Source organism: Actinomyces sp. ZJ308, assembly GCF_011752065.1.
GTDB lineage: Bacteria > Actinomycetota > Actinomycetes > Actinomycetales > Actinomycetaceae > Actinomyces.
In genome coordinates, this window is sequence record NZ_JAAIJY010000036.1 from 1 (window position 1) to 25,699 (window position 25,699).

Sequence of the window (25,699 nt, forward strand, 5' to 3'; positions counted from 1 at the left end):
CGCACCCCCGCCGAGCACGAAGCCGCCTGGGCCCCCGACACCCACCGCCAGGAACAACTACAACCAGCCACCACCACATCCAGCTAAACCAGCCTCCACAAAACCCGGGGCTTGACACTGCAACGCAGTACGTCGACTCATGGCTGCGCCATCGGCGCCGTCAGCGCAATATCCAGGTCAACGAGACCTACGCCGCGACCGCCCTGGCCGTGGCGACGGCCCTGGCCCTCCTGTGGGCCAACATCGGCCACAGCTACCACGATTTCTGGCACACGCCCGCATCACTGGCCATCGGCCCGTTCAGTGTGGAGCTCACGCTTCACGAGTGGGTGGATGAGGGGCTGATGTCGGCCTTCTTCTTCATGGTGGGGCTCGATGTGCGCCGCGACCTCACCCTGGGTGAGCTGAGACTGCCCGGAAGAGCGCTTCTGCCCGTTGCCGCCGCCGTTGGTGGCCTGGTGGTCCCCGCGCTGGTCTTTCTCGGCTTCGCTCACGGGACCGACGGCGCCGGCGCCTGGGGAGCGGTCATCTCCACGGACACCGCCTTCGCCCTGGGCATGCTCGCGCTGATCGGCCCCAAGAGGGCTCCACGCCTGCGGGCCTTCCTCCTGGCCTTCGCCGTCATCGACGACATCGGCGCCCTGCTGGTCATCGCCATCTTCTACTCGGGCTCACTCAACCTCGTGGCCCTGGGGTGCGCCGGACTGGGACTGCTCGGCATCTGGATCCTGGCGCGCAGAGGAGTGTGGCGCTCGCTGCCGTACATCCTTCTGGCGGTCGTTACCTGGTACGCCCTGTACCAGTCCGGTGTCCACGCCACCCTGGCCGGTGTCCTCATCGCCCTGCTCATGCCGGTCTACCCGGTGCGCACCACGGCCGTGGACGGCGTGGACGAGGTCGCCAGGCTCTACCGCCAGTCCCCCCACCCGGGCACCGCGGTTCTGCTGCACGAGGTACTGACCTACTCCATCCCCATGAACCAGCGCCTGTCCTGGACGCTGCCTCCTTACGTCAACTACGTCGTCGTTCCCCTGTTCGCCCTGGCGAACGCCGGCGTGGAGCTCAGCGGCGAGACCATCTCCACGGCCCTGTCATCGCGCATCATGTGGGCGGTGATCGCGGGACTCGTGATCGGCAAGCTCGTCGGCGTCGCGATGGGCGCCGGACTGGTCCTGCGCCTGGTGCCGGCATCCCGGCTGCCGGGCCTGGACATGCCCCGCATCCTGGGCCTTGCCGCCCTGTCCGGAATGGGGTTCACGATCTCGCTGCTGGTGGCCAATCTCGCCCTGGAGGATGAGACCATGCGGGACCAGGCGCGCCTGGGTGTTCTCCTGGCCTCCCTCGGGGCGCTGGTCCTGGCGACCATCATCTTCCGCACCGCGGACAGGCTCTCCCCGCTGCCCCCGCCTCCTGGCCAGCACCTGAGCCGACCCGTGGACAGAGACAGGGACCTCTTCGTCGGGTCCCCGGATGCGCCGCACATTCTGGTCAACTACGCGGACATGTCCTACGAGGGGCGCTGGCGCCTGATGGAGGCGTTCTACGACATCGTCCACCTCAGCGAGGCAGGGCAGCTCGCCTTCGTCCTCAGGCACAAGGTCACCGGCCCTGAGAGCCTTCTGACAGCGCTGGCTCTGGAGGCCGTCCGCCACGAGGACCCGGAGAGGGTGTGGCCCCTCCATGACGCTCTCGCCAGGCTTCGCGGACGGATCACCTCCGAGAGCATCACCGATGCCGCCCGCGAGGTCGGGGTGGATTCCGAGGCCATGTGGAAGCGGATCGACAGCGGTGTGGATGAGCCCAAGGTCATGGCCGATGCGCTCGATGTCGACGGCCTGACCGAGGACGGCAGCACTGTGGTGTACATCGATGGCAGGCGCTTCGAGACGCTCCTCAACCGGTGGACCTTCTCCGAGGCACTCACCGAGGCGGAGCTGACGGAGGGGATCGACCCTGAGAAGTCCGAGGAGGGCGCGGGGAGCGAGGCGAAGGCCTGAGCCGGGCCCTGGAACGGTCCATTGGACCGGCTCAGGCGTTGAACCAGTGCCTCTCTGCGGGGAAGGACTCCTCGCGCACTGCGGCCCCGTAGGCGGCGGCGGCCTGGTGCAGCGCCTGGCCGACCTGGCCGAACTGGTGGGCGAAGCGCGGGGACCAGTCGGTCATGCCCGCCATGTCCGTCCACACGAGTACCTGGCCGTCGCAGCGCGCGCCCGCGCCGATGCCGATCGTCGGGATCGGGAGCGACTCGGTCACGCGCGCGGCCAGGGGCTCGGGCACCATCTCCAGGACGAGTGCGACTGCTCCCGCCTCGGCCAGCGCCTGCGCGTCGGCCAGAAGCTCCTCGGCGGCCTCGCCGCGCCCCTGGACCCGGAAGCCTCCGAGCATGTTGACGCTCTGCGGGGTGAATCCCAGGTGACCCACCACCGGGATGCCGGCCTGGGTCAGGGCCCGCACGCTCGCGGCCCGGGGCCTGCCGCCCTCGAGCTTGACGGCATTGGCCCCCGCCTTCATGAGGCGCACCGCGCTGGCCAGCGCCTGCTCGGGGCCGGCCTCGTAGGTGCCGAAGGGAAGGTCGGCCACCACGAGTGCGCGCCTCGTCGCCCGCGCCACCGAGCGCGTGGCCACCACCATCTCGTCCAGCTCCACCGGCAGCGTGGAGTCGTGCCCGAGCATGACGTTGCCGATCGAGTCGCCCACCAGCAGCAGGTCGGTTCCGGCCGCATCCAGGACGCGGGCGGTCACGGCGTCGTAGGCGGTGAGCATGACGAGCTTGGCGCCGTCGTTCTTGGCGGCGGCGAGGTGGTGAACGCGCACGGGCTTCCCGCCTCCGACAACGGCGGAGGCAGAAGGACCGTAGGGGGACTCGGGTGTAGCCATGGGCCGAGGCTACCCGAGGGCTAGCCGAGGTGGCAGAGCACCTCGGCGCGACGGGCACCGCGCCCGCCCTCCTTCACCGGAGGCGATTTTCGAAACCTGCCTGACGCACCCGCGCACTAGGCTGGCTCCAGCAAGAACGTCTCAGGCGGATGACGGCCCGCCACGCCGTCGGCCCGCTGCCGCACCCCACGCTGAGGAGGCCCCATGGACAAGCAGCAGGAGTACGTGCTCCGAGCCATCGAGGAACGCGACATCAGCTTCATCCGCCTGTGGTTCACCGACGTGTCCGGGCAGCTCAAGTCCGTGGCGATCGCCCCGGCCGAGGTCGAGAGCGCCTTCGAGGAGGGCATCGGCTTCGACGGCTCGGCCATCGAGGGCCTGACCCGAGTCTTCGAGTCCGACATGCTGCTCGCGCCGGATCCCTCCACCTTCCAGATGCTGCCGTGGCGCGACGGCGCCAATGGTGTGGCCCGCATGTTCTGCGACGTCCTCACGCCCGACGGCGAGCCCGCCCGCACCGACCCGCGCTCCGTGCTCGAATGTCAGCTCGCCCGGGTCGCCGAGGCCGGCTTCACCTGCTACATCCACCCCGAGATCGAGTTCTACCTGGTCAACCGCGACGCCGACGGGCGCATCCGCCCCACCGACGACGCCGGCTACTTCGACCACGTTCCCGGCGGCACCGCCCACGACTTCCGTCGCCACGCCATCCTCATGCTCGAGCAGATGGGCATCTCGGTGCAGTTCTCCCACCACGAGGGCGGCCCCGGCCAGAACGAGATCGACCTGCGCTTCGCCGACGCCCTGTCCATGGCGGACAACATCATGACCTTCCGTGCCGTCGTCGAGGAGGTCGCCCTGGAGGAGGGATGCCTGGCCACCTTCATGCCCAAGCCCTTCCCCGACCAGTTCGGCTCGGGCATGCACACGCACTTCTCCCTGTTCGAGGGTGACCGCAACGCCTTCTTCGACGCCTCCGGGCAGTACCAGCTCTCCGCCACCGGCCGCTCCTTCATCGCCGGGCTGCTGCACCACGCCTCGGAGATCACGGCCGTCACCAACCAGCACGTCAACTCCTACAAGCGCCTGTGGGGCGGGGACGAGGCCCCCAGCTACGTGTGCTGGGGTCACAACAACCGCTCCGCCCTGGTCCGCGTACCCATGCACAAGCCCGGCAAGGCCCAGTCCGCGCGCGTGGAGTTCCGCGGCATCGACTCCTCGGCCAACCCCTACCTGGCCTACGCGGTCATCCTGGCCGCAGGACTCAAGGGCATCGAGGAGGGCTACGAGCTTCCTCCCGAGGCCGAGGACGACGTGTGGGCCCTGTCCGAGATGGAGCGCAGGGCGCTGGGCATCCATGCCCTGCCCACCTCGCTCAAGAGCGCGGTGGCCGCCATGGAGCAGTCCGACCTGGTCGCCGACACCTTCGGGGAGGACACCTTCGAGTTCTTCCTGCGCAACAAGCGCCGCGAGTACCGGGCCTACGACGCCCAGGTCACCGACTTCGAGATCAGCCAGTTCTTCCCCCGCGCCTGAGCGGAGCAGGAGGCAGCTGTGAGAGACCGGAGCGACAAGCGTCCACCGGTGGGGGCGCCCACGCGGCACAGCTCCTCGCCCAGGACCCTGCTCCTGCGAGCCGGGTTTCAGAACGCCACCCGCGCCAAAGCGCTCCTGGAGGACCCCGCGCTCCTGACCCTCCTTCCCGCAGGCCGTGAGGCCGACGACGCGGACGGGGACGGTAGTGCTCCCCCTCGGCCCTCGGCGGATCCCGTCCTGCGGCCCGGTGACCGACCGGGTGACGGGCAGCTCGGGCCCGGACGCGAGGAGCTCATCGAGGCCCTGGCGCTCACCGCCGATCCCGATATGGCGCTGCTCACCCTGGTTCGCCTGGCCGAGGCCGCGACCGCAGCCGAGTCGCATCGCAGCGCCTGGGCGGACCACGTCGAGCACGGGTGCACACCAACGCCGCAAACGGTCTTGCGCAGCGTTCTCAGTGCTTCCGCGGTCGAGCTGCGCGAGCACCGGGGGCGCCTCCTCGCCGTCCTGGGTGCCTCCCAGGCCCTGGGGGACTTCCTCGTGGCTCACCCTGAGCGCCTCACGGCCCTCGCCCCGGCCAGGGCGTGGGACGCTCCGGGTGAGCCGGGCGCCCGTGAGCTCCTGAGACGAGCGGCCCAGGACGCGCTGGGGCGGGTGGAACCGTCAGACGGTGCTGGTGGCAGTGTGGCTGACAATGCCGCTGATACGGCTGGTGATGATGATGGCGACGCCGAGGGCCCGGGTGACCAGGCCCTGGCCGTGAGCCGGGCGACCGCGGCGCTGCGACGCGCCTACCGGGACCGTCTCACGGCGATCGTCGCCGATGACCTCACCAGCTCCGACCCGATCGAGCACATTCCCACCGTCTGCCGGCGCATGGCTGAGCTCGCCGACGCCGCCCTGGACGCCGCCGTGCTCATCGCCCGCGCCGCCGTCGGACCGCAGGCGGATGACGTGGCCCTCGCCGTGATCGCCATGGGCAAGACCGGGGCGCGCGAGCTCAACTACATCTCCGACGTCGACGTCGTCTACGTCGTCGGCCCGGCCCGGGAGCCTGAGAAAGCAGGAAGGCCGCTCACCGAGGAGTACCTCGTGGACGTCGGCACCCGTCTGGCCACCGAGCTCGCCCACGCCGTCTCCGCCACAGCGCCCGAGCCGCCGCTGTGGCCGCTGGACACGGCGCTGCGCCCCGAGGGCAAGGACGGTGCGCTCGTGCGCACCCTCGAATCCCACCTGGCCTACTACCGGCGATGGGCCGCCTCCTGGGAGTTCCAGGCCCTGCTCAAGGCCAGGGCCTGTGCCGGCGACATGGAGCTCGGCACCCGCTACGAGCAGGGAGTGGCGCCCCTCGTGTGGGAGGCCAGCCGGCGGGAGAACTTCGTCGAGGACGCCCGCGCCATGCGTCGCCGGGTGGAGAAGGAGTCCGTGCCGCGCGGCGGCGTGGACCGGCGCATCAAGCTGGGGCCCGGAGGCCTGCGGGACGTGGAGTTCACCGTCCAGCTCCTTCAGCTCGTCCACGGCCGATCCGACGAGAGCCTGCGCGTGCGCGGCACCCTGGAGGCGCTCGACGCGCTCAGCGCGGGCGGCTACGTCAGCCGGGCCGATGCCGCGGCCATGAGCAGCTGCTACAAGGCCCTCCGGCTCCTGGAGCACCGCAGCCAGCTCTTCCGCCTGCGCCGCACCCATAACCTGCCGAGCAGGGAGGAGAACCTGCGTCGCATCGAGCGCGGCGTGGCCAACTGCCTGGGCCGAGGCGACAGCCTGTGGGAGGACTTCAAGGACCTGCGCCGTCGGGTACGCGCCCTCCACCAGGAGATCTACTACCGCCCTCTACTGAGCTTCGCCGCCGCACTCAGCGCCGATGAGATGGCCCTGAGCCCTCAGGCGGCGCGCGAGCGGCTCGCCGCCGTCGGCTACACCGACCCGGACGGGGCGCTGCGACACATCCAGGCCCTCACCGAGGGCGTCAGCCGCCGGGCCGCCATCCAGCGCCAGCTCCTACCGGTCATCATCGGCTGGATCGGTGAAGGAGCCGACCCCGACTTCGGCCTGCTCTCCTTCCGCCGCCTGTCGGAGGCCATCGGAGGATCGCACTGGTACCTGGCCATGCTGCGGGACTCGCCAGTGGCCGCACGCAGACTGTGCCAGGTGCTCTCAGGCGCTCACTGGGCCACCGAGAGGCTCGCGGAGTTCCCCGAGTCCATCGCCTGGCTCGATGATGACGCCGAGCTCGAGCCCCGCCGCCCCGGAGCCCTGGCGGAGGAGGTCGCCGCCGTCCTGCGTCGCCGCAGCCTGACCGGCCCCGACGACTCCGCGTTCGCCGAGCAGGCGCTCGAGGCGGTCCAGGCGATCCTGAGAGTGCGAGCCCGTGAGGAGGTGCGCGCCTCACTGGCGGACTGCCTGGACGCCATTGACCCGGAGCGCACCGCCTCCATCCTCACCGACGCCACCGACGCGGTCCTGGACGGGGCGCTGAGCGTGGCCACCGGACTGGTCATCGCCCAGCGCGACGGCCTCGAGGCTGTCGCCGCCGGACCCGACGCCGGCGGCTGCTGGCAGGCTGCTCTTGCGCGTCACGCCGTCATCGCCATGGGGCGCCTGGGGGGTCGTGAGATCGGGTACGCCTCCGACGCCGACGTCCTGTTCGTCCACGAGGCCCGCGACGGGGTGGGTGTTGCTGCCGCTGCCCAGGAGGCCGAGGCGGTCGCCAAGCAGGTCGTGGGGCTTCTCGCCTCGGCGCGCCCGCACCCCCTCGAGGTGGACTCCGACCTGCGGCCCGAAGGCCGCCAGGGCGTCATGAGCCGCTCGCTGGCCGCCTACGACGAGTACTACGGGCGCTGGGCGGCCCTGTGGGAGCGTCAGGCGCTGCTGCGCGCTCGTACCTGCGCCGGGGACCGCGACCTGGGCCGGCGCTTCGAGGAGCTCATCAACCCGTTGCGCTGGGCCGAGGGGGGACTGAGCGCCCAGGACCTGAGGGAGATCCGCAGGATCAAGGCCCGGGTGGAGACCGAGCGCCTTCCACGAGGTGTCGACCCGGCCCGTCACCTCAAGCTCGGCCCCGGAGGGCTCAGCGACGTGGAGTGGAGTGCCCAGGTGCTTCAGCTCGCTCACGCCGGGAGGATCACCGGGCTGCGGACCACCTCGACCATCGGTGCGCTTCAGGCGGCGGTCGAGGCCGGGCTGCTGAGCGCCGACGACGGGGGAGTACTCGTCGCGGCCTGGATCCTGGCCAGCCGGCTGCGCTCCGCGATCGTCCTGGGAACCGGGCGGACCTCCGGGCCCCGCTCCCAGGTCCTCCCCGTTCAGATCCGCGAGATCCGCCTGGTGGGGCGACTCATCGGCCTCGGTAGCGGCCGGGAGCGCGAGCTCGAGGACATCTACCGCCGCAGCGCCCGCCACACACGCGCCGTGGCCGAACGCATCGTCTTCACCGACGCCGCCCACGACTCACCTCCGTCGGCGCCGACGCCGCCGACCAGCGCCTCGGGCACCCGGGACCGGAGCACGGTGCAGGGGCGCTCGACCGCCTCGACCAGGACGCCCCGCGGACAGTCCCACCAGGGCAGTGGGACGGCAGCAACCGCACGGTCCCGACGAAGGGGACGCAGGCCCTCACCCAGGAGACGATCCGAAGGGCCCTACCCCTGGAGCTGATCGATCCGGCAGAGAACGCATCGACCGGTGCCGGGCGATGAGGATCGCACCGTCGCCGAGGGCCGAGGTGCTGACGACCTGGCAGACTTGGCGCCGTGAGGCTCATTCTCGTACGCCACGGTCGCACCGTCGCCAATGTCATGCAGGCACTCGACACCGCCTTCCCCGGAAACCCTCTGGACGACGTGGGCCGGCACGAGGCCGACGGGCTGCCGGCCCGACTGGAGGCGGCCGGCCTGCTCGAGGGGCTGGGGACCTTGTGGGTCTCCCCGATTCTGCGCGCCCGCCAGACCATCGCCCCTGTTGAGGCGGCCACCGGTCTGAGCGCCACCATCGACTCAGGTCTGCGCGAGGTCCTGGCCTCGGACCTGGAGATGAGCACCGACGCGCGCTCGGTCGCCTGCTACGTGGACACCACCCGAGCCTGGATGGCTGGGCGCCCCGCCTGCCGGATTCCGGGCTCGCCGGAGGACGGCACCGACACCCTCCAGCGCTTCGACGACGCCGTCGGCAGGATCGCCAAGCAGACAGCGCAATCGGGTGGCTCAACGGCCCTGCTCGTCTCCCACGGCACCGTGCTGCGCCTGTGGACCTCCCTCAAGGCGGCGCCCGGAGGTGGTGTGGACCCGCTGTGGATCGCCGACCGTCCCATGCACAACACCGGGATCACCGTCGTCGACGGCGATCCCGGAGCCGGGTGGAGCCTGACCTCCTGGGACGACGGCGCCTGGGACCAGCCCTCCGGGACCGCCGTCAGGTGACTGTGACCGGGGTGGCCCGGATCGCCGGGCCTCCCCGGTCCTACAGGACCGAGGAGAGGAAGGCCCGGGTCCGCTCGGCCTGAGGGTTGTCCAGGACCTCGACGGGGTCTCCCGACTCGCAGATGACGCCGCCGTCCATGAAGACCAGCTGGTCGCCGACCTCGCGGGCGAAGCCCATCTCGTGGGTGACCACGACCATCGTCATTCCGGAGGCCGCCAGGTCCTTCATCACCTGCAGCACCTCACCGACCAGCTCGGGGTCCAGCGCGGAGGTCGGCTCATCGAAGAGCATGAGCTCGGGGTCCATCGCCAGTGCTCGGGCGATCGCCACCCTCTGCTGCTGACCTCCGGAGAGCTGGGAGGGGTAGTGGCCCAGTCGGTCTCCCAGCCCGACCCGCTCCAGCAGCTCGACGCCGCGCTCGCGGGCCTTGGCCTTGGGGGTCTTCCGGACCTGGACCGGCGCCTCCATGACGTTCTCCAGAGCCGTCATGTGGGGGAAGAGGTTGAAGCGCTGGAAGACCATTCCGATCTTGGCGCGCTGCGCGGCGCGGGCCTTGTCCGACAGGGCGTGCAGCTCGGTGCGACCGCCGCGCTCGACCTCCCGCATGCCGATGAGCTCGCCGTCGACCTTGACCCGGCCGGCATCGATGGACTCCAGCTCGTTGATGCAGCGCAGCAGCGTCGACTTCCCCGAGCCCGACGGGCCGATGAGCACGGTGACCGAGCCCGGTGGGACGATGAGATCGATGCCGCGCAGCACGTGCAGCTCACCGAAGAACTTGTGCAGGCCACTGATCTCGACCTTCGGAGTATCGGCTGCGGCGTGAGTGGATGTGCTCATGGGGTGACCTCCAGGAAGGGATCGTCCTTGGTGGTGTGGGCGTTGAGGATGGCCTGCTGCCGGGCGGACAGCCCCCGGCCTGCGGAGGCGGAGGTCTTGTCGGAGTCGAAGCCCTTGCCGTAGTAGCGCTCGATGTAGTGCTGCCCCACCATGAGGATCGAGGTGATGATGATGTACCAGATGGCCGCCACGATGAGCAGCGGGATGATCTGGTAGGTCAGTGACGCGTAGGAGTTGGTGACGAAGGTCAGGTCCAGGGTGAAGGGAACCGCCAGCACCAGGGAGGTCGTCTTGAGCATGGAGATCGTCTCGTTTCCGGTGGGCGGCACGATGACTCGCATCGCCTGAGGCAGGACGATCCGCCGGAGAATCTGCCCCTTGCTCATGCCCAGCGCGCCGGCGGCCTCACTCTGCCCCTTGTCCACCGAGTTCAGGCCCGAACGGACGATCTCGGACAGGTAGGCGCCCTCGTTGATGCCCAGTCCCAGAACCGCTGCGACGAAGGGCGTGAACACGGTTGTCGTCTTGAAGGTCAGCAGCTCGGGACCGAAGGGGATCCCCAGGCTCAGCTGCTGGTAGAGCGCGGAGAGCGCGCCCCAGAACACCAGCTGGGTGTAGATCGGGGTGCCACGGAAGAACCACAGATAGGCCAGTGCCACCCAGCGCAGGACCGGGTTGGAGGACTGACGCAGGATCGCCGTCGTGACCGCCAGGACGATGCCGATGGCCATGGCCATGAAGGTCAGCAGCAGCGTCCAGCCGACCGCCTTGACCACGTGGACCTCGCGCAGGAAGAACCAGACCGTGGACCAGTGGAACTTCTCGTTGGTGACCAGCCCGTGGATGAGCATGGCACTCAGGACTGTGACGATCGCGGCGCTGATCCAGGTTCCCGGGCGGGGGACCGGCTTGGGGTTGTTGAGGACGACTTTCTCGTCGTCGGAGGCGGGTGAGGCGGTCACGGCTCACTCCTTCACTGCGGGGTTGAGTTCTGCGGTGGTCAGGGCGGCGTCCTTCACGCCCCAGTTGTCCAGGATCTTCTGCCAGATGCCCTGGTCCATGAGGTACTGGATGGCGGCCTGGATCGCGGTGGTGAACTGCGGGTCCGCCTTGGAGGTCACCACCCCCTGGGGGGAGGCGTCCTCGACCTCGCCCAGGGTGACGATCTGGCCGTCGGTCAGCTCGACGGCGTAGCCGGCAACGGTGGAGTCGGAGTAGGTGGCGTCGATAGTGCCGCCGACCAGGCCGGTAGTGGCCTCGGACTGCTTGGAGTAGGAACGCACTGAGAGCGTGTCCTTGCCCGCGTTCGCGCAGTCGTCGGCGGCCTTGCGCATGGCGGTCTCCTGATCCGTTCCGACCTGGACGCCGATGGTCCGTCCGCACAGCTTGAGGTGGTCGGAGGTATCGACCTCCTTGGGATTGCCGGCCTGGACGTTGAAGCGTGATCCCACATTGACGTAGGCCGTCATATCGACCTCGGCGGTCCGCTCGGGCGTGACGGTGAAGGAGGAGATGCCGGCGTCGTACTTCGACCCGATCGAGGCGATGATGGAGTCGAACTCGGCGGTGTGCACCGTGCCCTTGACACCCAGGACGGCTGCGATCGCGTTGGTGAGGTCGACGTCATAGCCCACGGCCTTGCCCGAGGGGTCGAGGAACTCGGCCGGTGCGTAGTCCGTGGATGCCGCTACGTCCAGGACGCCGTCATCAAGGGCCCCCTGGGGGAGCTTGGCGATGATGTCGGGCTGGGCCTGGATCGAGGAGGTGTCGTAGGAGTGGATCTGCGAGCTCCGGTTCGCGTTCCAGTCGGCGGCGTTGGTGCAGCCGCTCAGGGCCAGGCAGGCGGTGGCCGCCAGAGCGAGGGTGGCGTGTTGGCGGATCCTCATCGTGGGTCGTCCTCTTCGGAGTGGATCAAGACGGAGAAAGAATATCCGCAATGCAGCATAGGTATGCAATCGTCGATCGTGGCGTTCGGCACGACGTCGGCCCTGAGCCTCGTGCTCGGGAGGCTCAGGGCCGACGTCTGAGCTGCGTCAACGACTCACAGGTCGTAGTAGAGCTGGAACTCGTAGGGGTGGGGGCGCAGCCTGAGCGGCTCGATCTCGTTGGTCCGCTTGTACTCGATCCAGGTCTCGATGAGGTCGGGGGTGAAGACGTCCCCCTCGGTGAGGAAGTCGTGGTCCTCCTCCAGTGCCTCCAGGGCCTGGTCCAGGCTGTCGGGGAGCTTGTCGATGTCGAAGTACTCCTCGGGTGCGAGCTCGTAGAGGTCCTTGTCGATGGGCTCGCGAGGTTCGATCCGGTTGCGGATGCCGTCGATACCGGCCATGAGGACGGCGGCGAAGCACAGATAGGGGTTGGACGAGGGGTCCGGCACCCGGTACTCCACCCGCTTGGCCTTGGGGGAGGAGCCCGTGACCGGGATCCTGATGCAGGCCGAGCGGTTGCGGGCCGAGTAGACCAGGTTGACCGGCGCCTCGAAGCCGGGAACCAGTCGGTGGAAGGAGTTCACCGACGGGTTGGTGAAGGCCAGCAGCGCCGGGGCGTGGGCGAGGATGCCGCCGATGTACCAGCGGGCCAGGTCGGAGAGCTGACCGTAGCCCCGCTCGTCGAAGAACAGCGGCTTGCCGTCCTTCCACAGCGAGTGGTGGGTGTGCATGCCCGATCCGTTGTCGCCGAAGATCGGCTTGGGCATGAAGGTGGCCGTCTTGCCGTTGCGCCAGGCCTCGTTCTTGATGATGTACTTGAACTTCATCATGTCGTCACCGGCGGCGAGCAGGGAGGAGAAGCGGTAGTTGATCTCCTGCTGTCCGGCGGTGCCGACCTCGTGGTGGGCCCTCTCGATCTCCAGTCCGGAGGTCAGACAGGTGCGGACCATACGATCGCGGATGTCGGCCATCTGGTCATTGGGGGAGACGGGGAAGTAACCGCCCTTGAAGGCGGTCTTGTAGCCCTTGTTTCCGCCCTCCTCCTCGCGGCCGGTGTTCCAGGCGGCCTCGGCGGAGTCGATGGCGTAGAAGGACTCGGCCGGCGAGGACTCGTAGCGCACAGAGTCGAAGAGGTAGAACTCGGCCTCCGCACCGATGTAGCAGGTGTCAGCAATCCCGGTGGAGCGCAGGTAGTCCTCGGCCTTGGCGGCGATCGATCGGGGGTCGCGCGAGTAGACCTCGTCGGTGAAGGGATCCACGATCGAGAAGTTGACCACCAGCGTCTTCTCCTTGCGGAAGGGATCGAGGAATGCCGTGGTGACATCCGGGACCAGCTTCATGTCCGACTCGTGAATAGCGGTGAAGCCGCGGATCGAGGACCCGTCGAACATGAGACCGTCGGTCAGGGCCTCGTCCTTGAATGCGGCCACGGGAATGGTGAAGTGCTGCATGACGCCGGGTAGGTCGCAGAACCGCACATCGACCAGCGCGACATTCTCCTTCTCGATGAACGTCAGTGCCTCGGATGCGTCCTTGAACATATCTCCTCCAGATGGGAACGGCGCACATACTCCACACGTATGCACTGCGGCTGACATCGGCAACTATATTGACCCGCCCGTGACAAAGGAATGGCGTCAGTGTTGCCTGGGTGTTTCGGCCATAATTCTCACGGATACGTGTGTCGTGGGCTGGCCGTGCGGTGGATCTGCGGGGGTGGTGGGGGAGGTGGAGGGGCCGAGGGGATCAGCGGCCGCGCATTGCGCGACGGTCCGGACGTACCCGGTTGGGGTCGATGTGCTTGGGGATGGGCAGGTTCTTGCCGGCCAGGGATGTCAGACGCTTCGAGACCTGGGTGATCTCGCTGTCCGTGAGCGACGTCGGCTTGGTCGGCAGTCGTCGCAGTGTCTTCGACAGGTCCGTCAGGCGGATCTGACCGGCATCGGTACCCACCTGAAGGGTGTGGATGGGAACGGTTGACAGCAGCCGGTGGACCTTGCGCTCCTCCTCGGCGAGCATGCGACGGACCCGGGTATCGGGTCCCTCGGCGATGAGCACAACGCCGGGCCGTCCCACCAGCCGCCACACGAGGTCCTGGTTCTTGTTGAAGGCCACGGGCTCGGGCTCCACGTACCAGCCTCGGCCGATCTGGTCGAGGACGGCCTTGGTCGCCCCAGGCATCCCCTCGATCTGGGCGTAGGAGGCGCGGCGCACAGTCAGGGACAGGATGATCATGTCGACCATGAGCGCCATGAGGATGCTCAGGAACAACCAGTACCACAGGGACATCCCGCTGGCGAAGGACACGGCCACGCCCACGGCGAGGCACGCGGCTGAGGCCGCCAGCATGGCCCACCCGATCCACGGGTAGCTGCGCCGCGAGATCGTGTAGGAGTCCTTGATGTTCTGAAGGTACTGGGCCAGCCGGCGCTTCTTCCTCGGCTGGGGGGACTGGGCACTACTCACGGGCACACAATAGACGACGTCGGTGCGCTGGCACACACGGTCTCGCCGTCAGCGTGGCCGGCCTGCGCACACGGATAAGTCGGAAATCGATGCTTCGCAGTCAGCAGGCGGCGGCCAGGTGGGGGTGAGTCCCCAGCAGGGCCGACGCCTCCTGACGAGCGGTTGCGGGCTCGGCGAGCTGGGCCAGGCGCTCGGGGATGGGCCAGCCGCGCTTGACCATGGCCCGCCCCCACAGCATCCCCGCACGGTAGGAGGAGCGCACCATCGGGCCGCTCATGACGGCGGCGAATCCGATCTCCTCGGCCAGCCGGCTCAGCTCCACGAACTCCTGGGGCTTGACCCAGCGGTCAACGGGGTGGTGCAGCTTGGAGGGCCGCAGGTACTGGGTGACGGTGAGGATGTCGCAGCGGGCCTCGACCAGGGCCGTCATCGCCGCCTCGATCTCGTCACGGGTCTCGCCCATCCCCAGGATGAGGTTGGACTTGGTGACCAGTCCGGCCTCCGAGGCCGCAGTGATGACGTCGAGGCTGCCCTCGTAGGAGAAGGCCGGCCGGATCCGCTTGAAGATGCGCGGGACGGTCTCCAGGTTGTGCCCGAGGACCTCGGGGCGTGAGGAGAAGACGTCCTTAAGCGCATCCGGATTTCCCCTGAAGTCGGGGATGAGCAGCTCGACCCCGGTGCCCGGCGAGAGCTCGTGCACCTGCCGGGCGGTCTCGGCGTAGAGCCAGGCTCCGCCATCGGGGCGGTCGTCACGGGCCACCCCGGTGACCGTGGCGTAGCGAAGGTCCATCTCCATGATGGATACCGCCACGCGCCGGGGCTCATCGACGTCGTACTCGGTGGGACGGCCGGTGGCGATATCGCAGAAGTCGCATCGTCGGGTGCACATCTCGCCACCCACCAGGAAGGTGGCCTCACGGTCGTTCCAGCACTCGTAGATGTTGGGGCAGTTGGCCTCGGCGCACACCGTGTGCAGGCTCTTCTCCCGCACCAGGCCACGGACCTCCTGGTAGGTGTCGGAGACGACGGCACGGGTGCGCAGCCAGTCGGGCTTGGACTCGATGGGTGTCTGGGCGTTGCGCGCCTCGACCCGCAGGAGCTTTCGCCCCTCGGGGGCCACGGTGGTGCTCACGTCTACCTCTCCTCGCCGACGACGATTCCACAGGAAGTCTAGTACTCTCCCGAGGAGTTATAGGACCTCAGGCCTAGACGCGGAGCCCGTTGTTACGTGGCGTCTGCCACCAACGGCGTCAGGTGGGTCTCCAAGGCCGTCACCAGGGCGTTCGCGGGAGCGGTGGTAGGCAGGTGCTGGCCGGTCTCCGCGCTCAAGGAGGTCACTCCGGCATCGTCGATCCCGCAGGGGATGATCCTCTCCAGGGAGAAGGCGTCCAGGTCGGGGTCCACGTTGAGGCCGATTCCGTGCATGGTCACTCCCCGGGCGACCCGCACCCCCAGGGCGCAGATCTTGCGCTCGACGCCTCGGAGCTCGGCCCTGCCCGCATCCTCGGGGTCGGCCGGAACCCAGACCCCGGAGCGGCCCTCGACCCGAGTCGTCCCCAGGCCGTAGAGGGCACACAGGTCGATGACGGCGGCCTCCAGCGCGCGCACGTAGCGGATGACGTCGATGGGCTGGGCCAGGCGCAGGATGGGGTAGACGGTCAGCTGGCCCGGCCCGTGCCAGGTGGTCTTCCCACCGCGGTCCACGTCGACCACGGGAACGTGACCGGGCTCGACGACGTCGCCGTCGGGCCGCTCCCAGGAGTGGGTGCGCCTGCCAACCGTGTAGACCGGCTCATGCTCCACCAGCAGCAGCGTGCTGGGCCGCCGGCCCGAGACGACCTCGGCATGAACCGCTCGTTGCTGCTGCCAGCCCTCGTGGAAGGGGATGAGCCGGGAGCCGAGCTCCAGATCCTGACGCAGCACGGGTGCAGTCTACGTGACCACAACCGGCGCCAGAGCCGGAGTTATCCACAGGCCGGCAGGGCGTTCTGGTCATCAGAGGGCGGCATGGTGACCATGGAGTGCATGAGCTCAACGACGCGCCCCCGCCCTGCTGACCGCCCCCGCCGCGGTGGAACCGGAGACCAACGGCCGCAGCGCCGCCCAGTGCCTCGACGACGCGGCACTCGCGCTCCGCGCGCCGCCCGGATCCCGGTCTCCGACGCCGAGCCGAGCATCCCGGACTCGGCACTCAGCGCCCTGTCCCAGCAGGGCTACACCGTCGGCGAGGTGATGGGACGCTCCACTGCTCCCAGTGCGCCTCGGCGGGGACTGGACGCGCAGGACCGTCACGTGGTCATCAGGGTCGTTGACCTGCCACACGGGCGCGGCGGGGCATCCGTCCTGCGCAGGCTGGCCGATCTGCGCGTCCTGCGTCATCCCGGCCTGGTGACCGTGCGGGAGGTGGTCACCCTGCCCGAGCACCGGGCGGGCGTCATCACCGACCTCGTCGACGGCGCGGGGCTCGACGTGGTCCTGGGGGCGCGAGGAAGGCTCAATGCCTCTCACCTGGCGACCCTTCTGGACGTCCTGGGCTCGGCGCTGGCCTACCTCCACGAGCACGGTGCCACCCATGGAGACGTCTCGGCCGGCAACGTCGTGGTGACCACTGATGGGCGCCCTGTCCTCATCGACCTGCTGGGCTCCGTCATGGAGACGGGCACACAGGACTGTGCCGCTCCCGAACGACTCGCCGGTGCCCCGCCGTCGGCGGCCTCCGACGTCTACGCCCTTTCCCGCCTTCTGAGCGAGTGCGCCGGACAGAGCGGGACCGGGGCCAGGCGCCTGACGGGTCTGCTGACCGACGCCCTGGCGGAGGACCCGGCTGACCGACCCCGAGCTCGGGACCTGGCGGCCCGCGCACCGCAGCTGGGACAGGCCTCTCCTATCGAGCTGCCCGACGGCGCCCGGCTCGCCGCCGGCAGCCTGCGTGCGGCCGCCCGTACACCGACGCGCACGGTCGGCTCCAGGACCAGGCTCGGCGCGCGACCGGGCTCCAGACCAGGCACGAAGCCCGGACCGCGAAAGGACTCCGGCGGCCGTGAACGGAAGAACCGCGGCGGTGCGAACCGTGTTGGGCGGGGCCCTGCGGCCATACGCTGGGGGAGGAGACAGAGTACGGGGCGCGGGCGGTCCCGTACCTGGGGGCTTGCGGCGGCGCTGCTCGTCGCTGTCAGCCTAGCGGCCTGGGGGCCGGTGAGAGGCCTGATATCGCTCAGACCCGCCTGGGCTCTTGGAGCTGCGTCGAGCTCCGCGACGAACGCGCGACCAGGCGCCTCAGCCGTCTCCGTCGCCGCTCCCTCGGCGGAATCGTCCTCCACTGCCGCTGAGAGCCCGTCCGCGACCGCGCCGGTCCCCGGGGTGAGTGAGGATGACGCCGCGGACCTGGTGAGCGTCGTCGTCGCCCTGTCGTCGGCTCGAGACCGTGCCCTGATGGCTGCTGATGCAGGAGCCCTGGCGGCCACGACGGTTCCGAGCTCACCCGCGGCCCAGGCCGACACCCGGGTCCTGAACGACCTGATCGAGTCAGGAGAGAGGGTCGAAGGCCTGCAGACCTCCGTCAGCCAGGTCACTGAGGTCGACCTGCCTGATGACGCGGCCGCGCTCTGGCCCGGTGCGAGGGCGGTACGGGTCACGCTGTCGCAGAGCGCCTCGAGCCGCTCGGGTCCTTCCGGGACACGGACGGTGCCCGCTCTGAGGTCTCGGCAGGTCGTGCTCATTCTTGTCCCGGATCCCTGGCGCGTTGCCGAGGTCAGAGAGGCGGGCTGACATCGACGCCAGACAACGGTGTGAAGCCGTCAGCGGGTGCGTGAAGCGGCGGTCGCGGCGCGGAAGTCGCGGGGACTGAGGCCGTAGCGGCTCTTGAACGCGGAGGAGAAGCTGAAAGGGCCGGCATACCCCACCTGATGGGCAATGGAGGACAAGGTGGCGTCGCTGCGATCCAGGAGATCGGCAGCCGTCGCCAGCCGCCACTGGGTCACGTAGGTCATGGGGGAGAGGCCGAGCGTGGTCTTGAAGCGCCTCGTGAGAGATGCCCGGGAGGCACCTGCCAGAGCCGCGAGCGACTCCACCGTCCACTCGCGCGAGGGGTCCGTCTGCACCGCCTCCGTGGCCCTGCGCACCACGTCGTCCCGGGAGGCGGAGAGGAGACTGACGTGGTTCTGCGTTCCGGCGGCGTCTACCCAGGCGCGCAGCGTGGTGACCAGCAGAACATCCAGGAGCCTGTCCAGGACACTGGACTGTGCGAGCCCGTCGTGGGCGGTCTCGCGGTTCAACAGACGGACCAGCTCCGGGTCAGGGGCGCTTACCAGGAACCACGGCGGCAGCGACTGCAGCATCAGTCGCCCCAGCTCGGAGTGGTGCCGGTAGGTGCCCACCAGCAGCTGATCCTCCCCCTGAGGATCATTGCCCCACGTACGAACCCCGGCACTCAGCTCTTCGGACAGGTCACGGCCGTCCGGCCCTGAGCAGACCTGGCCCGCCCCGATCCTGGCACCGCCGCCGTGGTCCCGGTCCGAGCTCAGGGTGTAGGTCGTAGGCGAGCGCACCACAAGGACCTCCCCGGCCTCGAACCGGCGCGGGAGGGATCCGTCCGCAGCGAACCACGCCCCACCGCTAAGCACGGGGATGATGGACAACGGTGCCTCATCCTCCACCAGCAACGACCAGGGGCGCCCCATGACCACGCGCAGCAGGAACGCGTCGCGGGCGTGAGGCTGGGCCAGGAAGTCCTCCAGCAGGTCCACACGTCCGAGTCTAGCCTCGAGATCATCGCACCGACCTGGCACCACCACACCTGCAGCACCGGCAACGACGCCGGCCAACCTCACTCAACCAGCCCGTGAAACATCGAGGCCAGGGACTGGCCGAGCCGACGCCGCATGGAGGTGAGCCGCCGTCGCATGGTGCTGGGGATGCCTTGCCGATGGAATGGAGGTGTTCAAGCGGTGATCGGGGAAAGCGCCGTCTGGTCCCGGTCGTGGCCCGGTTTCTTCGGAAGGAAAGAGTCATGTCACTGATCAACATCGTGTCCGCATGCGGTGCGGTTGGTTCCGCCGTTGTCGGGAGCGTCTACACCAACTTCTCGGCCAGGGTGATGCCTTGGCTAGGTTCACTGCCAGACGCTGAGGCGATCGAGACCATGCAGAAATTCAACCGCACTGCCGGGCAGGCTCCGTTCATGACCTTCTTCTTCGGTACAGCGGCCGCCAGCGTGTGGACCGTGGTGCACGGCTTACGTAAGGAGGAGCGGGCCGCTGGAGACCTGATCTCCACTGCGGGAGGCGTTCTGTATCTGGCGGGCTGGGTGCTGACCATCATCTACAACGTTCCGCGCAACAACCTCCTGGACAGCGTGGTGGCGGGATCCGCCGAGGCGTCCCGAGTCTGGCACACCTACCTGCATGAGTGGACCTCCGCAAATACCGTGCGAGCCGTTCTCTCACTCCTGGGTGCCGCGGGGCTGGGCGCTGGAGCCGTCATGAACATCCTCGCCAACCGGCGGTGACCGGCCGACCGGTAGGGCCGGACCTGGATTGATCCGGCTGGAGCGCCCCTCGCCTCGAAGATCAGTCATACAGAGACAGAACAACGGAAACAGAACAGGAGCCACCATGTACGTCGTCTCTGGAGCCACCGGCCGCATCGGTTCAGTCATCGCCGGCCGCCTGCTCGATTCCGGTCACCCCGTCCGTGCTCTCGTCCGCCGTCCTGATGCAGCCGCCGACTGGACCTCTCGAGGGGCTGAGGCGGTCGTCCTGGACTTGCGTGACAGGCAGAAGCTCACCGAGGCCCTGAACGGTGCAACGGCCTTCTTCGCCATGATGCCCTTCGACCTTTCCGTACCGGACCTGGATCAGTACGCCACAGAAGTGGCGAATTCAGTTTCCAACGCGGTCAAAGACTCTGGCGTTCGCCATACCGTGATGCTTTCCTCCGGCGGTGCGGATCTGACCGAAGGCACCGGCCCGATCCTGGGCCTGCACCACATGGAACAGACCCTCGCGCAGACGGGCACTATCCTGACTGCACTGCGCCCGGGGCACTTCCAAGAGAAGCTCGGGGATGTCCTCGGGGCCGTCCTGCACGAGGGGATATTCCCGGTATTCGCCTCAAGTGCGGACACGCCCCTTCCCATGGCGGCCACCCGCGACGTTGCGGAGATCGCGGTCCAGGAGCTGCTGGCGGATACGCAGTCCAGCGAGGCCGTGGACGTCGTGGGTCCGCAGTACACGGAGCGCCAGGTTGCCAAATCACTGAGTAACGCCCTGGGCAAGCCGCTTGAGGTCGTGACGATCCCCGAGCCCGGTTGGATGGACGCCTTGCTGAAGGCCGGCTTCGCACCACACATCGCGGAGAGCCTGACGGATCTGTATCGGGCGGACGAGCAGAAGCGGCTGGGGCCACGCGGTAACCGGAGTATTCGCGTGACCACGGATATCCACACCACGATCCGGCACGTGCTAGCCCAGGAGGCCTGACCCTCGCCCCCGGGTCGGGGGCTGCCTGGATGGCGCGGCCACGCTCTGTTGTCCCCTCCGGAACACGGACGGTGCCTGCCCAGGGGTATCGGCGGGGCGCGCTCACTCTCGTCCCGGGTCCATGGTGCGTCGCAGATATCCGTTCAGCCCCATGAGCCTCGGCGGATCTCAGGACGTGACTGCGTGCCGGCAGGGACGACCGCCGGACCGAGGCGTCTGGCGAGGTGCTCAGTACGGCTCGGTGTAGATGGACTCGTAACCGGCGCGCTCAAGGAGCCGGTGGGTGTCGGAGACCATCGCGGCCGAGCCGCACAGGTAGACGTCCGTGCCTTCAGGGTCGAGGTGGGGATCGGCGATGACCTCGGGCAGCGCCTCGGTGACCCGTCCGTGGAAGGTGCCCGGCACCTCCTCGCGGCTCAGGCAGCGCACCACCCGCCCGGGCACGGGGGAGTCGATCATGGTCGTCAGGTCCTCGTCGCGACGGCGACAGCCGAAGAGCAGCGTGTCGTGCTCGAGGTCGGGAGCCTGAGCGAACATGGCCAGCATGGGTGCGATCCCGGTCCCCGTGGCGACGAACAACCGGCGTCTCCCTGAGCCGGCGAGCCCGAACCCGCCCAGGGGAAGCTCCACCACGGTCGTCGTGCCCGTGTCAGCGTCCTCGATGAACCGCGATCCTCGCCCACCCGTTCGGGTGGAGACGAGCAGGCGGAGGTGATCATCCTCCAGGCCTGCGATCGAGTAGTCGCGCCACGCGTTGTCGCCCACGCACAGACGGGCGAACTGCCCCGGCGCCCAACGGCCGATCCGTCCGTCCACGCGCAGCACCACATCCCAGACACTGGGCGTCAGACGTCGTTTGGAGACCAGGACGGCATGGTGCTTGTCCTCCGGAAGCGTGCGGGTACCACGTGGGTCGGGGGCGGCAGGGGCCTCGCGCAAGGCTGAGGTGATGGTGGTGTAACCGCGTGGACCGAGTACCTGGCAGGCGGCGGCGACTCCGCCCATCATGGCCCCCATGATGCCGGTGCTCCCGGCGTCCTGCCCGGACAGGAGCAGTCCCGGGATCGCCGTGCGCGGGCCCAACGGGCCGGACCTGTAGCGCAGCGGGGTGGCGGGCGGTCCGTAGAAGGCGCCTGCGGGGTGGGCGGTGTAGTGCTCGTAGGTCAGAGGGGTGGAGACCTCCACGTAGTCCACGATCTCGGTCAGGCCCGGCGCCGCGCTCTCGGCCAGATCCAGCATGCCGCGGCCGATGCGCTCCTTGAGGGCCGAGTAGTCGGGGCCGCGCTCCCCCCTCGGGCGGTCGGCCCACTGCCGGAACGCCTTCGCGTCGCAGAACGAGATGAGCTCGGCGGTGTGCGGGGACTCGCCGGACTTCAGGGAGGGGAAGGAGACGAAGACGTCGTGGGGGCGTCCCTCCAGTAGGGATGCGTTGTGCTCCTGGGTGCGCTCGTGGTCGAGGTCCCGGTTGACCCAGATGTTGCCGCCGTCCAGACCGATGCTGCGCGGGTCGTCACGCAGGCGCAGGAACGCGGTGGCGGCCGACGTGCCGGTGCCCAGGTTCTCCAGGGTGCGGCGTGCCGGTCCGGTGAGGCGGCCGACGTTGCCGGATGTGGGCAGGAGGCGGTTGAAGGTGTTGGAGGCGCCGATGGCGGAGATGATGACAGGGGCGCGGTAGACGCGTTCACGTGCCACGGGGGCTCGGTGGTCCATCACCCGCACCCCCGTGGCCGCGCCGTCGTCATCAAGGAGTATCTCCGTGACCTCCTGGGCGACGCGGACGGCTCCTCCGGCCTGTTCGATCCCCTTCTCGAAGGTGCGTGCGATCCGAGCGCTGCCGCCCTTGGGGAACCACCCTCCGTCAAGGTAGTGGGAGACGATCATCGCGTGCACGGCGAAGGCTGAGCGGGACGGCGGCGGGCCGTAGTCCCCCCACTGGCTGGCCAGGACGGCCTTGAGCTCGGGGGAGTGGAAGTGGGCGTCGAGATAGGTCTTCGTCGTTGCGGTGGCCGTGCGTCCCGTCAGGTGCTGGGTACGTCTCAGGAGCGTTGCCACCGGCCGGGGAACCATGCCCTGGATGAAGCTCATCGTCGTCCAGCGCGTCGCGCGGCGAACATCCTTGAAGTAGCGGTGAATGGCCCTGGCCTCCTGGGGGAAGGCGGTGACCAGGTCGCGCTCGTAGCGATCCGGGTCGCTGCTGACGCTCAGGTCGATTCCTGGATAGACGAACCTGTCGTAGGCGTCCGGCATGCGGTTCCACTCCAGCTCGCCGCCGGAGAGGTAATCGAAGTAGGCGCGGCCCCGGCTTCCTGGGCCGACCTGTCCGATGTAGTGGACTCCCACGTCCCAGGAGGCGCCGTCCCGCCGGAAGGTGTGCGTGAGTCCTCCCGGCTCCGTGTGCCGCTCCAGGACGAGAACCCGCTTTCCGGAGGTGCGCGCCAGCAGGCCGGCGCTGGTCAGCCCGCCGATACCCGAGCCGATCACGATGACGTCGTAGGACATGGTGGTTGCCTCTCTCCTGACTAGACGGTGTCAAGTCAGCATAGCAACCGACTGGACAGTGTCTAGTCGACCGGTTCTACACTCTCCTCATGACCTCTCAATCAGAAGTCTCGTCCGGGCGCGGCGGCGGCCGGGACCTGCGCGCCGAGCTGCTGCGGACCAGCCGAAGACTCCTGGATGAGTCGGGCCCGAGCGCGTTGAGCATGAGGGAGGTGGCGCGTCGTGCCGGTTGCACGCACCAGGCGCCCTACCACTACTTCGCCAACCGGGAGGCCATCCTGGCGGCGTTGGTGCGCGAGGGTTTCGACGAGCTGGCGGACCGGCTCGCCTCGGCGCATGACGGATTCGATGGCGAGGACAGGCATGCGCTTCTGGTTGCCTCGGGCAACGCCTATGTCGAGTTCGCGCTGCGCAACCCCGGGGTCTTTCGCGTGATGTTCCGGCCCGACGTGTGCGATCCGGAGCGGTTCCCGGAGGTGGTGCGGGCAAGTGAGCGTGCGCGCCAGGAGCTGGCCCGCCTGGCGAGGCTCGTGGCGGGGGAGGATGCCCCCATCGAGGTCGAGGTGCTGTTCTGGTCCGGCGTGCACGGCCTGGCCTCGCTGCTGCTCGACGGCCCGCTGGCGGCTGGGCTCGGCACCGTTCAAGAGCGCATCGACTTCGCTCGTGGCGTCGTCGGACTGAGTGAGGTCCCATTCGCCGGCGCCGCCGATGAGGAGGCCGGCTCGGCGTGATGCTCGCGCCGGCGGCTGCCGAGGAACCATGATCCGGCGACCGAGGCCCGGTGGACACCGGGGTGGTTGCCTGGTCCTCGATCCGTGGACCCGGTAAGACGAGTGGGCCCCGCACCGTGATGGTGCGGGGCCCACTGACGGTCAGCTAATCGCTACCAGCTGGAGCTCAGACTCACAGTCCCAGCTCTCCTCCGAAGTCACCCTCCTCAAGACGCTTCTTGACCGTCATGAGGTAGCGGGCCGCGTCGGCTCCGTCCACCAGCCGGTGGTCGTAGGACAGGGCCAGGTAGCACACCGAGCGGATGGCGATGACCTCGCCGCCGTCGGCGTCCTTGATGACCCGGGGCTGGCGCTGGATGGCGCCCAGGCCCAGGATCGCCACCTCCGGCTGGTTGATGATCGGGGTGTCGAACAGGGCGCCGCCGCTGCCGGTGTTGGTGATCGTGAAGGTCGAGCCGCTGAGCTCATCGGGGTTGACCTTGTTGTCCCGGGTGCGGGCGGCCAGGTCGTTGATGCGCTTGGCCAGTCCGGGGATGTTGAGGTCCCCGGCGTTCTTGACCACGGGCACGAGCAGACCGCGGGGCGTGTCCACCGCGATGCCCACGTGCTCGACGTCGTGGTAGGTGACGTTCTTGCCCTCGATGGAGGCGTTGATCTTCGGGTGGGCCTTGAGAGCCTCCGTGGCCGCCTGGACGAAGAAGGGCAGGAAGGTGAGCTTGGTGCCGTTCTTGGCCAGGAAGTCGTTCTTCGCGCGGGCGCGCAGCGCGGCCACGCGAGTCACGTCCACCTCGACGACCGTGGTCAGCTGGGCGGAGGTCTGCAGCGAGTCGATCATGCGCTCGGCGATGACCTGGCGCAGTCGGCTCATCTTCTCCGTGCGGCCGCGCAGGGTCGTGTCCACCTCGGGCTTGGCCGAGGCCGGCTTGGGCGCAGCGGCGGGGGCCGGCTCCTGGGCAGCGGGGGCGGCAGCGGCAGCCGCCGCGCGGGCCTCCTCGGCGGCCTTGGCGGCGGCCTCCACATCCTGCTTGCGGATGCGGCCGCCCACACCGGTTCCGGTCACGGTGGACAGGTCCACGCCCTTGTCCCTGGCCAGCTTGCGCACGATCGGCGTGACGTAGGAGCCGGTGGCGCCCGAGCTCACCGGCGCGGCGGGAGCAGGCGCGGGCGCCTCGGTCGCGGCCGGAGCAGGAGCCGACGGCGCCGCGGGGGCCGGCGCGGGCTCGGCGGCGGGGGTGGGAGCCGGGGCGGCGGGGGTCTCAGCAGGTGCTGCCGGGGCCGGAGCCGGTGCTGACGCCGGTGCGGCCGACGGGGACCCGACAATGGCCAGGACGGTGCCGACCTCGACGGTCTCATCCTCGGGGACGCGGATCTCCAGCAGGACGCCGGATGCGGGGGAGGGGACCTCGGTGTCCACCTTGTCGGTGGCGACCTCCAGCAGGGGCTCGTCGGCCTCGACGGTGTCGCCCACGGCCTTGAGCCAGGAGGAGACCGTCCCCTCGGTGACGGACTCGCCCAGCGCGGGCATCTTCACCTCGGTGCCCTCGGCAGGACCGGAGGCGGGGGCGGGAGCCGACGGCGCCGCGGGGGCCGGTGCGGGCTCGGCGGCGGGGGCGGGTGCCTCGGAGGGCGCCTCGGCAGGTGCTGCCGGGGCCGGGGCGGAGCCGGCCTCGGAGGGGTCACCGATGATGGCCAGGACGGTGCCGACCTCGACGGTCTCGTCCTCGGGGACGCGGATCTCCAGCAGGACGCCGGATGCGGGGGAGGGGACCTCGGTGTCCACCTTGTCGGTGGCGACCTCCAGCAGGGGTTCGTCGGCCTCGACGGTGTCGCCCACGGCCTTGAGCCAGGAGGAGACCGTCCCCTCGGTGACGGACTCGCCCAGCGCGGGCATCTTCACGGACTCGGACATTGCTGTCTTCCTTACTCTTGT

General features: G+C 69.1%; 19 protein-coding genes. 8 read left to right on the forward strand and 11 right to left on the reverse strand.

Annotation, left to right across the window (positions count from 1 at the left end; genetic code table 11):
* Positions 1–143 precede the first annotated feature (143 nt).
* Entirely contained in the window at positions 144–1,997 is a 1,854-nt protein-coding gene (gene nhaA, locus HCR68_RS12400) for a Na+/H+ antiporter NhaA (RefSeq protein ID WP_243859105.1), read from the forward strand.
* Between the two features lie 31 nt (positions 1,998–2,028).
* Here the strand turns inward: nhaA and panB are convergent, their stop codons facing one another.
* Positions 2,029–2,877 (reverse strand): 3-methyl-2-oxobutanoate hydroxymethyltransferase, encoded by an 849-nt coding sequence (gene panB, locus HCR68_RS12405; RefSeq protein ID WP_167149934.1) that lies wholly within the window; start codon positions 2,875–2,877, stop codon positions 2,029–2,031.
* Positions 2,878–3,081: 204 nt separating this feature from the next.
* Here panB and HCR68_RS12410 point away from each other — a divergent pair, with 204 nt between their 5' ends.
* The 3 genes from HCR68_RS12410 (at position 3,082) to HCR68_RS12420 (ending at position 8,828) form a co-directional block, all read left to right on the forward strand.
* Positions 3,082–4,413, forward strand: coding sequence for a glutamine synthetase family protein (locus tag HCR68_RS12410; protein ID WP_167149936.1), 1,332 nt, complete (start codon positions 3,082–3,084; stop codon positions 4,411–4,413).
* 18 nt (positions 4,414–4,431) lie between these two features.
* A complete protein-coding gene (locus tag HCR68_RS12415; protein WP_167149938.1) occupies positions 4,432–8,067 on the forward strand; it encodes a bifunctional [glutamine synthetase] adenylyltransferase/[glutamine synthetase]-adenylyl-L-tyrosine phosphorylase in 3,636 nt (1,211 codons plus the stop codon).
* A 95-nt stretch (positions 8,068–8,162) separates the two neighbouring features.
* On the forward strand, positions 8,163–8,828 hold the full coding sequence (locus HCR68_RS12420; RefSeq protein WP_167149940.1) for a histidine phosphatase family protein: 666 nt from the start codon (positions 8,163–8,165) through the stop codon (positions 8,826–8,828).
* 40 nt (positions 8,829–8,868) lie between these two features.
* Here the strand turns inward: HCR68_RS12420 and HCR68_RS12425 are convergent, their stop codons facing one another.
* The 7 genes from HCR68_RS12425 to lipB all read right to left on the reverse strand — a co-directional run bounded on the left by HCR68_RS12425 (position 8,869) and on the right by lipB (position 15,983).
* The gene (locus HCR68_RS12425) at positions 8,869–9,669 is read right to left on the reverse strand and encodes an amino acid ABC transporter ATP-binding protein (protein WP_167149942.1); all 801 of its coding nucleotides are present in this window, start codon (positions 9,667–9,669) and stop codon (positions 8,869–8,871) included.
* The gene (locus HCR68_RS12430; RefSeq protein WP_167149944.1) at positions 9,666–10,631 is read right to left on the reverse strand and encodes an amino acid ABC transporter permease; all 966 of its coding nucleotides are present in this window, start codon (positions 10,629–10,631) and stop codon (positions 9,666–9,668) included. The genes HCR68_RS12425 and HCR68_RS12430 overlap by 4 nt, the downstream gene beginning before the upstream one ends.
* 3 nt (positions 10,632–10,634) lie before the next feature.
* Entirely contained in the window at positions 10,635–11,555 is a 921-nt protein-coding gene (locus HCR68_RS12435) for an ABC transporter substrate-binding protein (RefSeq protein WP_167149945.1), read from the reverse strand.
* 155 nt (positions 11,556–11,710) lie between these two features.
* Positions 11,711–13,135, reverse strand: a complete 1,425-nt coding sequence (gene glnA, locus HCR68_RS12440; protein WP_167149947.1) for a type I glutamate--ammonia ligase — start codon at positions 13,133–13,135, stop codon at positions 11,711–11,713.
* A gap of 205 nt (positions 13,136–13,340) precedes the next feature.
* Positions 13,341–14,096 (reverse strand): DUF4191 domain-containing protein, encoded by a 756-nt coding sequence (locus HCR68_RS12445; protein ID WP_167149949.1) that lies wholly within the window; start codon positions 14,094–14,096, stop codon positions 13,341–13,343.
* Between the two features lie 64 nt (positions 14,097–14,160).
* Positions 14,161–15,192: a lipoyl synthase gene (locus HCR68_RS12450; RefSeq protein WP_167149951.1), complete on the reverse strand. Its 1,032-nt coding sequence runs from the start codon at positions 15,190–15,192 to the stop codon at positions 14,161–14,163.
* A gap of 92 nt (positions 15,193–15,284) precedes the next feature.
* Entirely contained in the window at positions 15,285–15,983 is a 699-nt protein-coding gene (lipB, locus tag HCR68_RS12455; protein WP_167149953.1) for a lipoyl(octanoyl) transferase LipB, read from the reverse strand.
* A gap of 102 nt (positions 15,984–16,085) precedes the next feature.
* Here lipB and HCR68_RS12460 point away from each other — a divergent pair, with 102 nt between their 5' ends.
* Positions 16,086–17,828: a protein kinase gene (locus HCR68_RS12460; RefSeq protein ID WP_243859103.1), complete on the forward strand. Its 1,743-nt coding sequence runs from the start codon at positions 16,086–16,088 to the stop codon at positions 17,826–17,828.
* Between the two features lie 29 nt (positions 17,829–17,857).
* Here the strand turns inward: HCR68_RS12460 and HCR68_RS12465 are convergent, their stop codons facing one another.
* Positions 17,858–18,805: an AraC family transcriptional regulator gene (locus HCR68_RS12465; RefSeq protein ID WP_167149957.1), complete on the reverse strand. Its 948-nt coding sequence runs from the start codon at positions 18,803–18,805 to the stop codon at positions 17,858–17,860.
* A 263-nt stretch (positions 18,806–19,068) separates the two neighbouring features.
* Between HCR68_RS12465 and HCR68_RS12470 the strand changes: the two genes are divergently transcribed.
* On the forward strand, positions 19,069–19,566 hold the full coding sequence (locus HCR68_RS12470; RefSeq protein ID WP_167149959.1) for an anthrone oxygenase family protein: 498 nt from the start codon (positions 19,069–19,071) through the stop codon (positions 19,564–19,566).
* Positions 19,567–19,672: 106 nt separating this feature from the next.
* On the forward strand, positions 19,673–20,539 hold the full coding sequence (locus HCR68_RS12475; protein ID WP_167149961.1) for an NAD(P)H-binding protein: 867 nt from the start codon (positions 19,673–19,675) through the stop codon (positions 20,537–20,539).
* A gap of 228 nt (positions 20,540–20,767) precedes the next feature.
* Here the strand turns inward: HCR68_RS12475 and HCR68_RS12480 are convergent, their stop codons facing one another.
* Positions 20,768–23,038, reverse strand: a complete 2,271-nt coding sequence (locus HCR68_RS12480; RefSeq protein WP_167149963.1) for an FAD-dependent oxidoreductase — start codon at positions 23,036–23,038, stop codon at positions 20,768–20,770.
* Between the two features lie 89 nt (positions 23,039–23,127).
* Between HCR68_RS12480 and HCR68_RS12485 the strand changes: the two genes are divergently transcribed.
* Positions 23,128–23,769: a TetR/AcrR family transcriptional regulator gene (locus HCR68_RS12485; RefSeq protein WP_167149965.1), complete on the forward strand. Its 642-nt coding sequence runs from the start codon at positions 23,128–23,130 to the stop codon at positions 23,767–23,769.
* 172 nt (positions 23,770–23,941) lie between these two features.
* Here HCR68_RS12485 and sucB read toward each other — a convergent pair whose 3' ends face one another.
* Positions 23,942–25,678 carry a 2-oxoglutarate dehydrogenase, E2 component, dihydrolipoamide succinyltransferase gene (gene sucB / locus HCR68_RS12490; protein ID WP_167149967.1) on the reverse strand — a complete coding sequence of 579 codons (1,737 nt, stop codon included), beginning with the start codon at positions 25,676–25,678 and terminating at the stop codon, positions 23,942–23,944.
* Between the last annotated feature and the right edge of the window lie 21 nt (positions 25,679–25,699).

What these genes read in the sequence shown, in the direction of transcription:
- HCR68_RS12425 (WP_167149942.1), bottom strand. Translation starts at nt 9,669, where the DNA reads ATGAGCACATCCACTCACGCCGCAGCCGATACTCCGAAGGTCGAGATC.
- glnA (WP_167149947.1), bottom strand. Translation starts at nt 13,135, where the DNA reads ATGTTCAAGGACGCATCCGAGGCACTGACGTTCATCGAGAAGGAGAAT.
- HCR68_RS12485 (WP_167149965.1), top strand. Translation starts at nt 23,128, where the DNA reads ATGACCTCTCAATCAGAAGTCTCGTCCGGGCGCGGCGGCGGCCGGGAC.
- HCR68_RS12470 (WP_167149959.1), top strand. Translation starts at nt 19,069, where the DNA reads ATGTCACTGATCAACATCGTGTCCGCATGCGGTGCGGTTGGTTCCGCC.
- HCR68_RS12480 (WP_167149963.1), bottom strand. Translation starts at nt 23,038, where the DNA reads ATGTCCTACGACGTCATCGTGATCGGCTCGGGTATCGGCGGGCTGACC.
- HCR68_RS12475 (WP_167149961.1), top strand. Translation starts at nt 19,673, where the DNA reads ATGTACGTCGTCTCTGGAGCCACCGGCCGCATCGGTTCAGTCATCGCC.
- panB (WP_167149934.1), bottom strand. Translation starts at nt 2,877, where the DNA reads ATGGCTACACCCGAGTCCCCCTACGGTCCTTCTGCCTCCGCCGTTGTC.
- HCR68_RS12460 (WP_243859103.1), top strand. Translation starts at nt 16,086, where the DNA reads ATGAGCTCAACGACGCGCCCCCGCCCTGCTGACCGCCCCCGCCGCGGT.
- HCR68_RS12410 (WP_167149936.1), top strand. Translation starts at nt 3,082, where the DNA reads ATGGACAAGCAGCAGGAGTACGTGCTCCGAGCCATCGAGGAACGCGAC.
- sucB (WP_167149967.1), bottom strand. Translation starts at nt 25,678, where the DNA reads ATGTCCGAGTCCGTGAAGATGCCCGCGCTGGGCGAGTCCGTCACCGAG.
- HCR68_RS12435 (WP_167149945.1), bottom strand. Translation starts at nt 11,555, where the DNA reads ATGAGGATCCGCCAACACGCCACCCTCGCTCTGGCGGCCACCGCCTGC.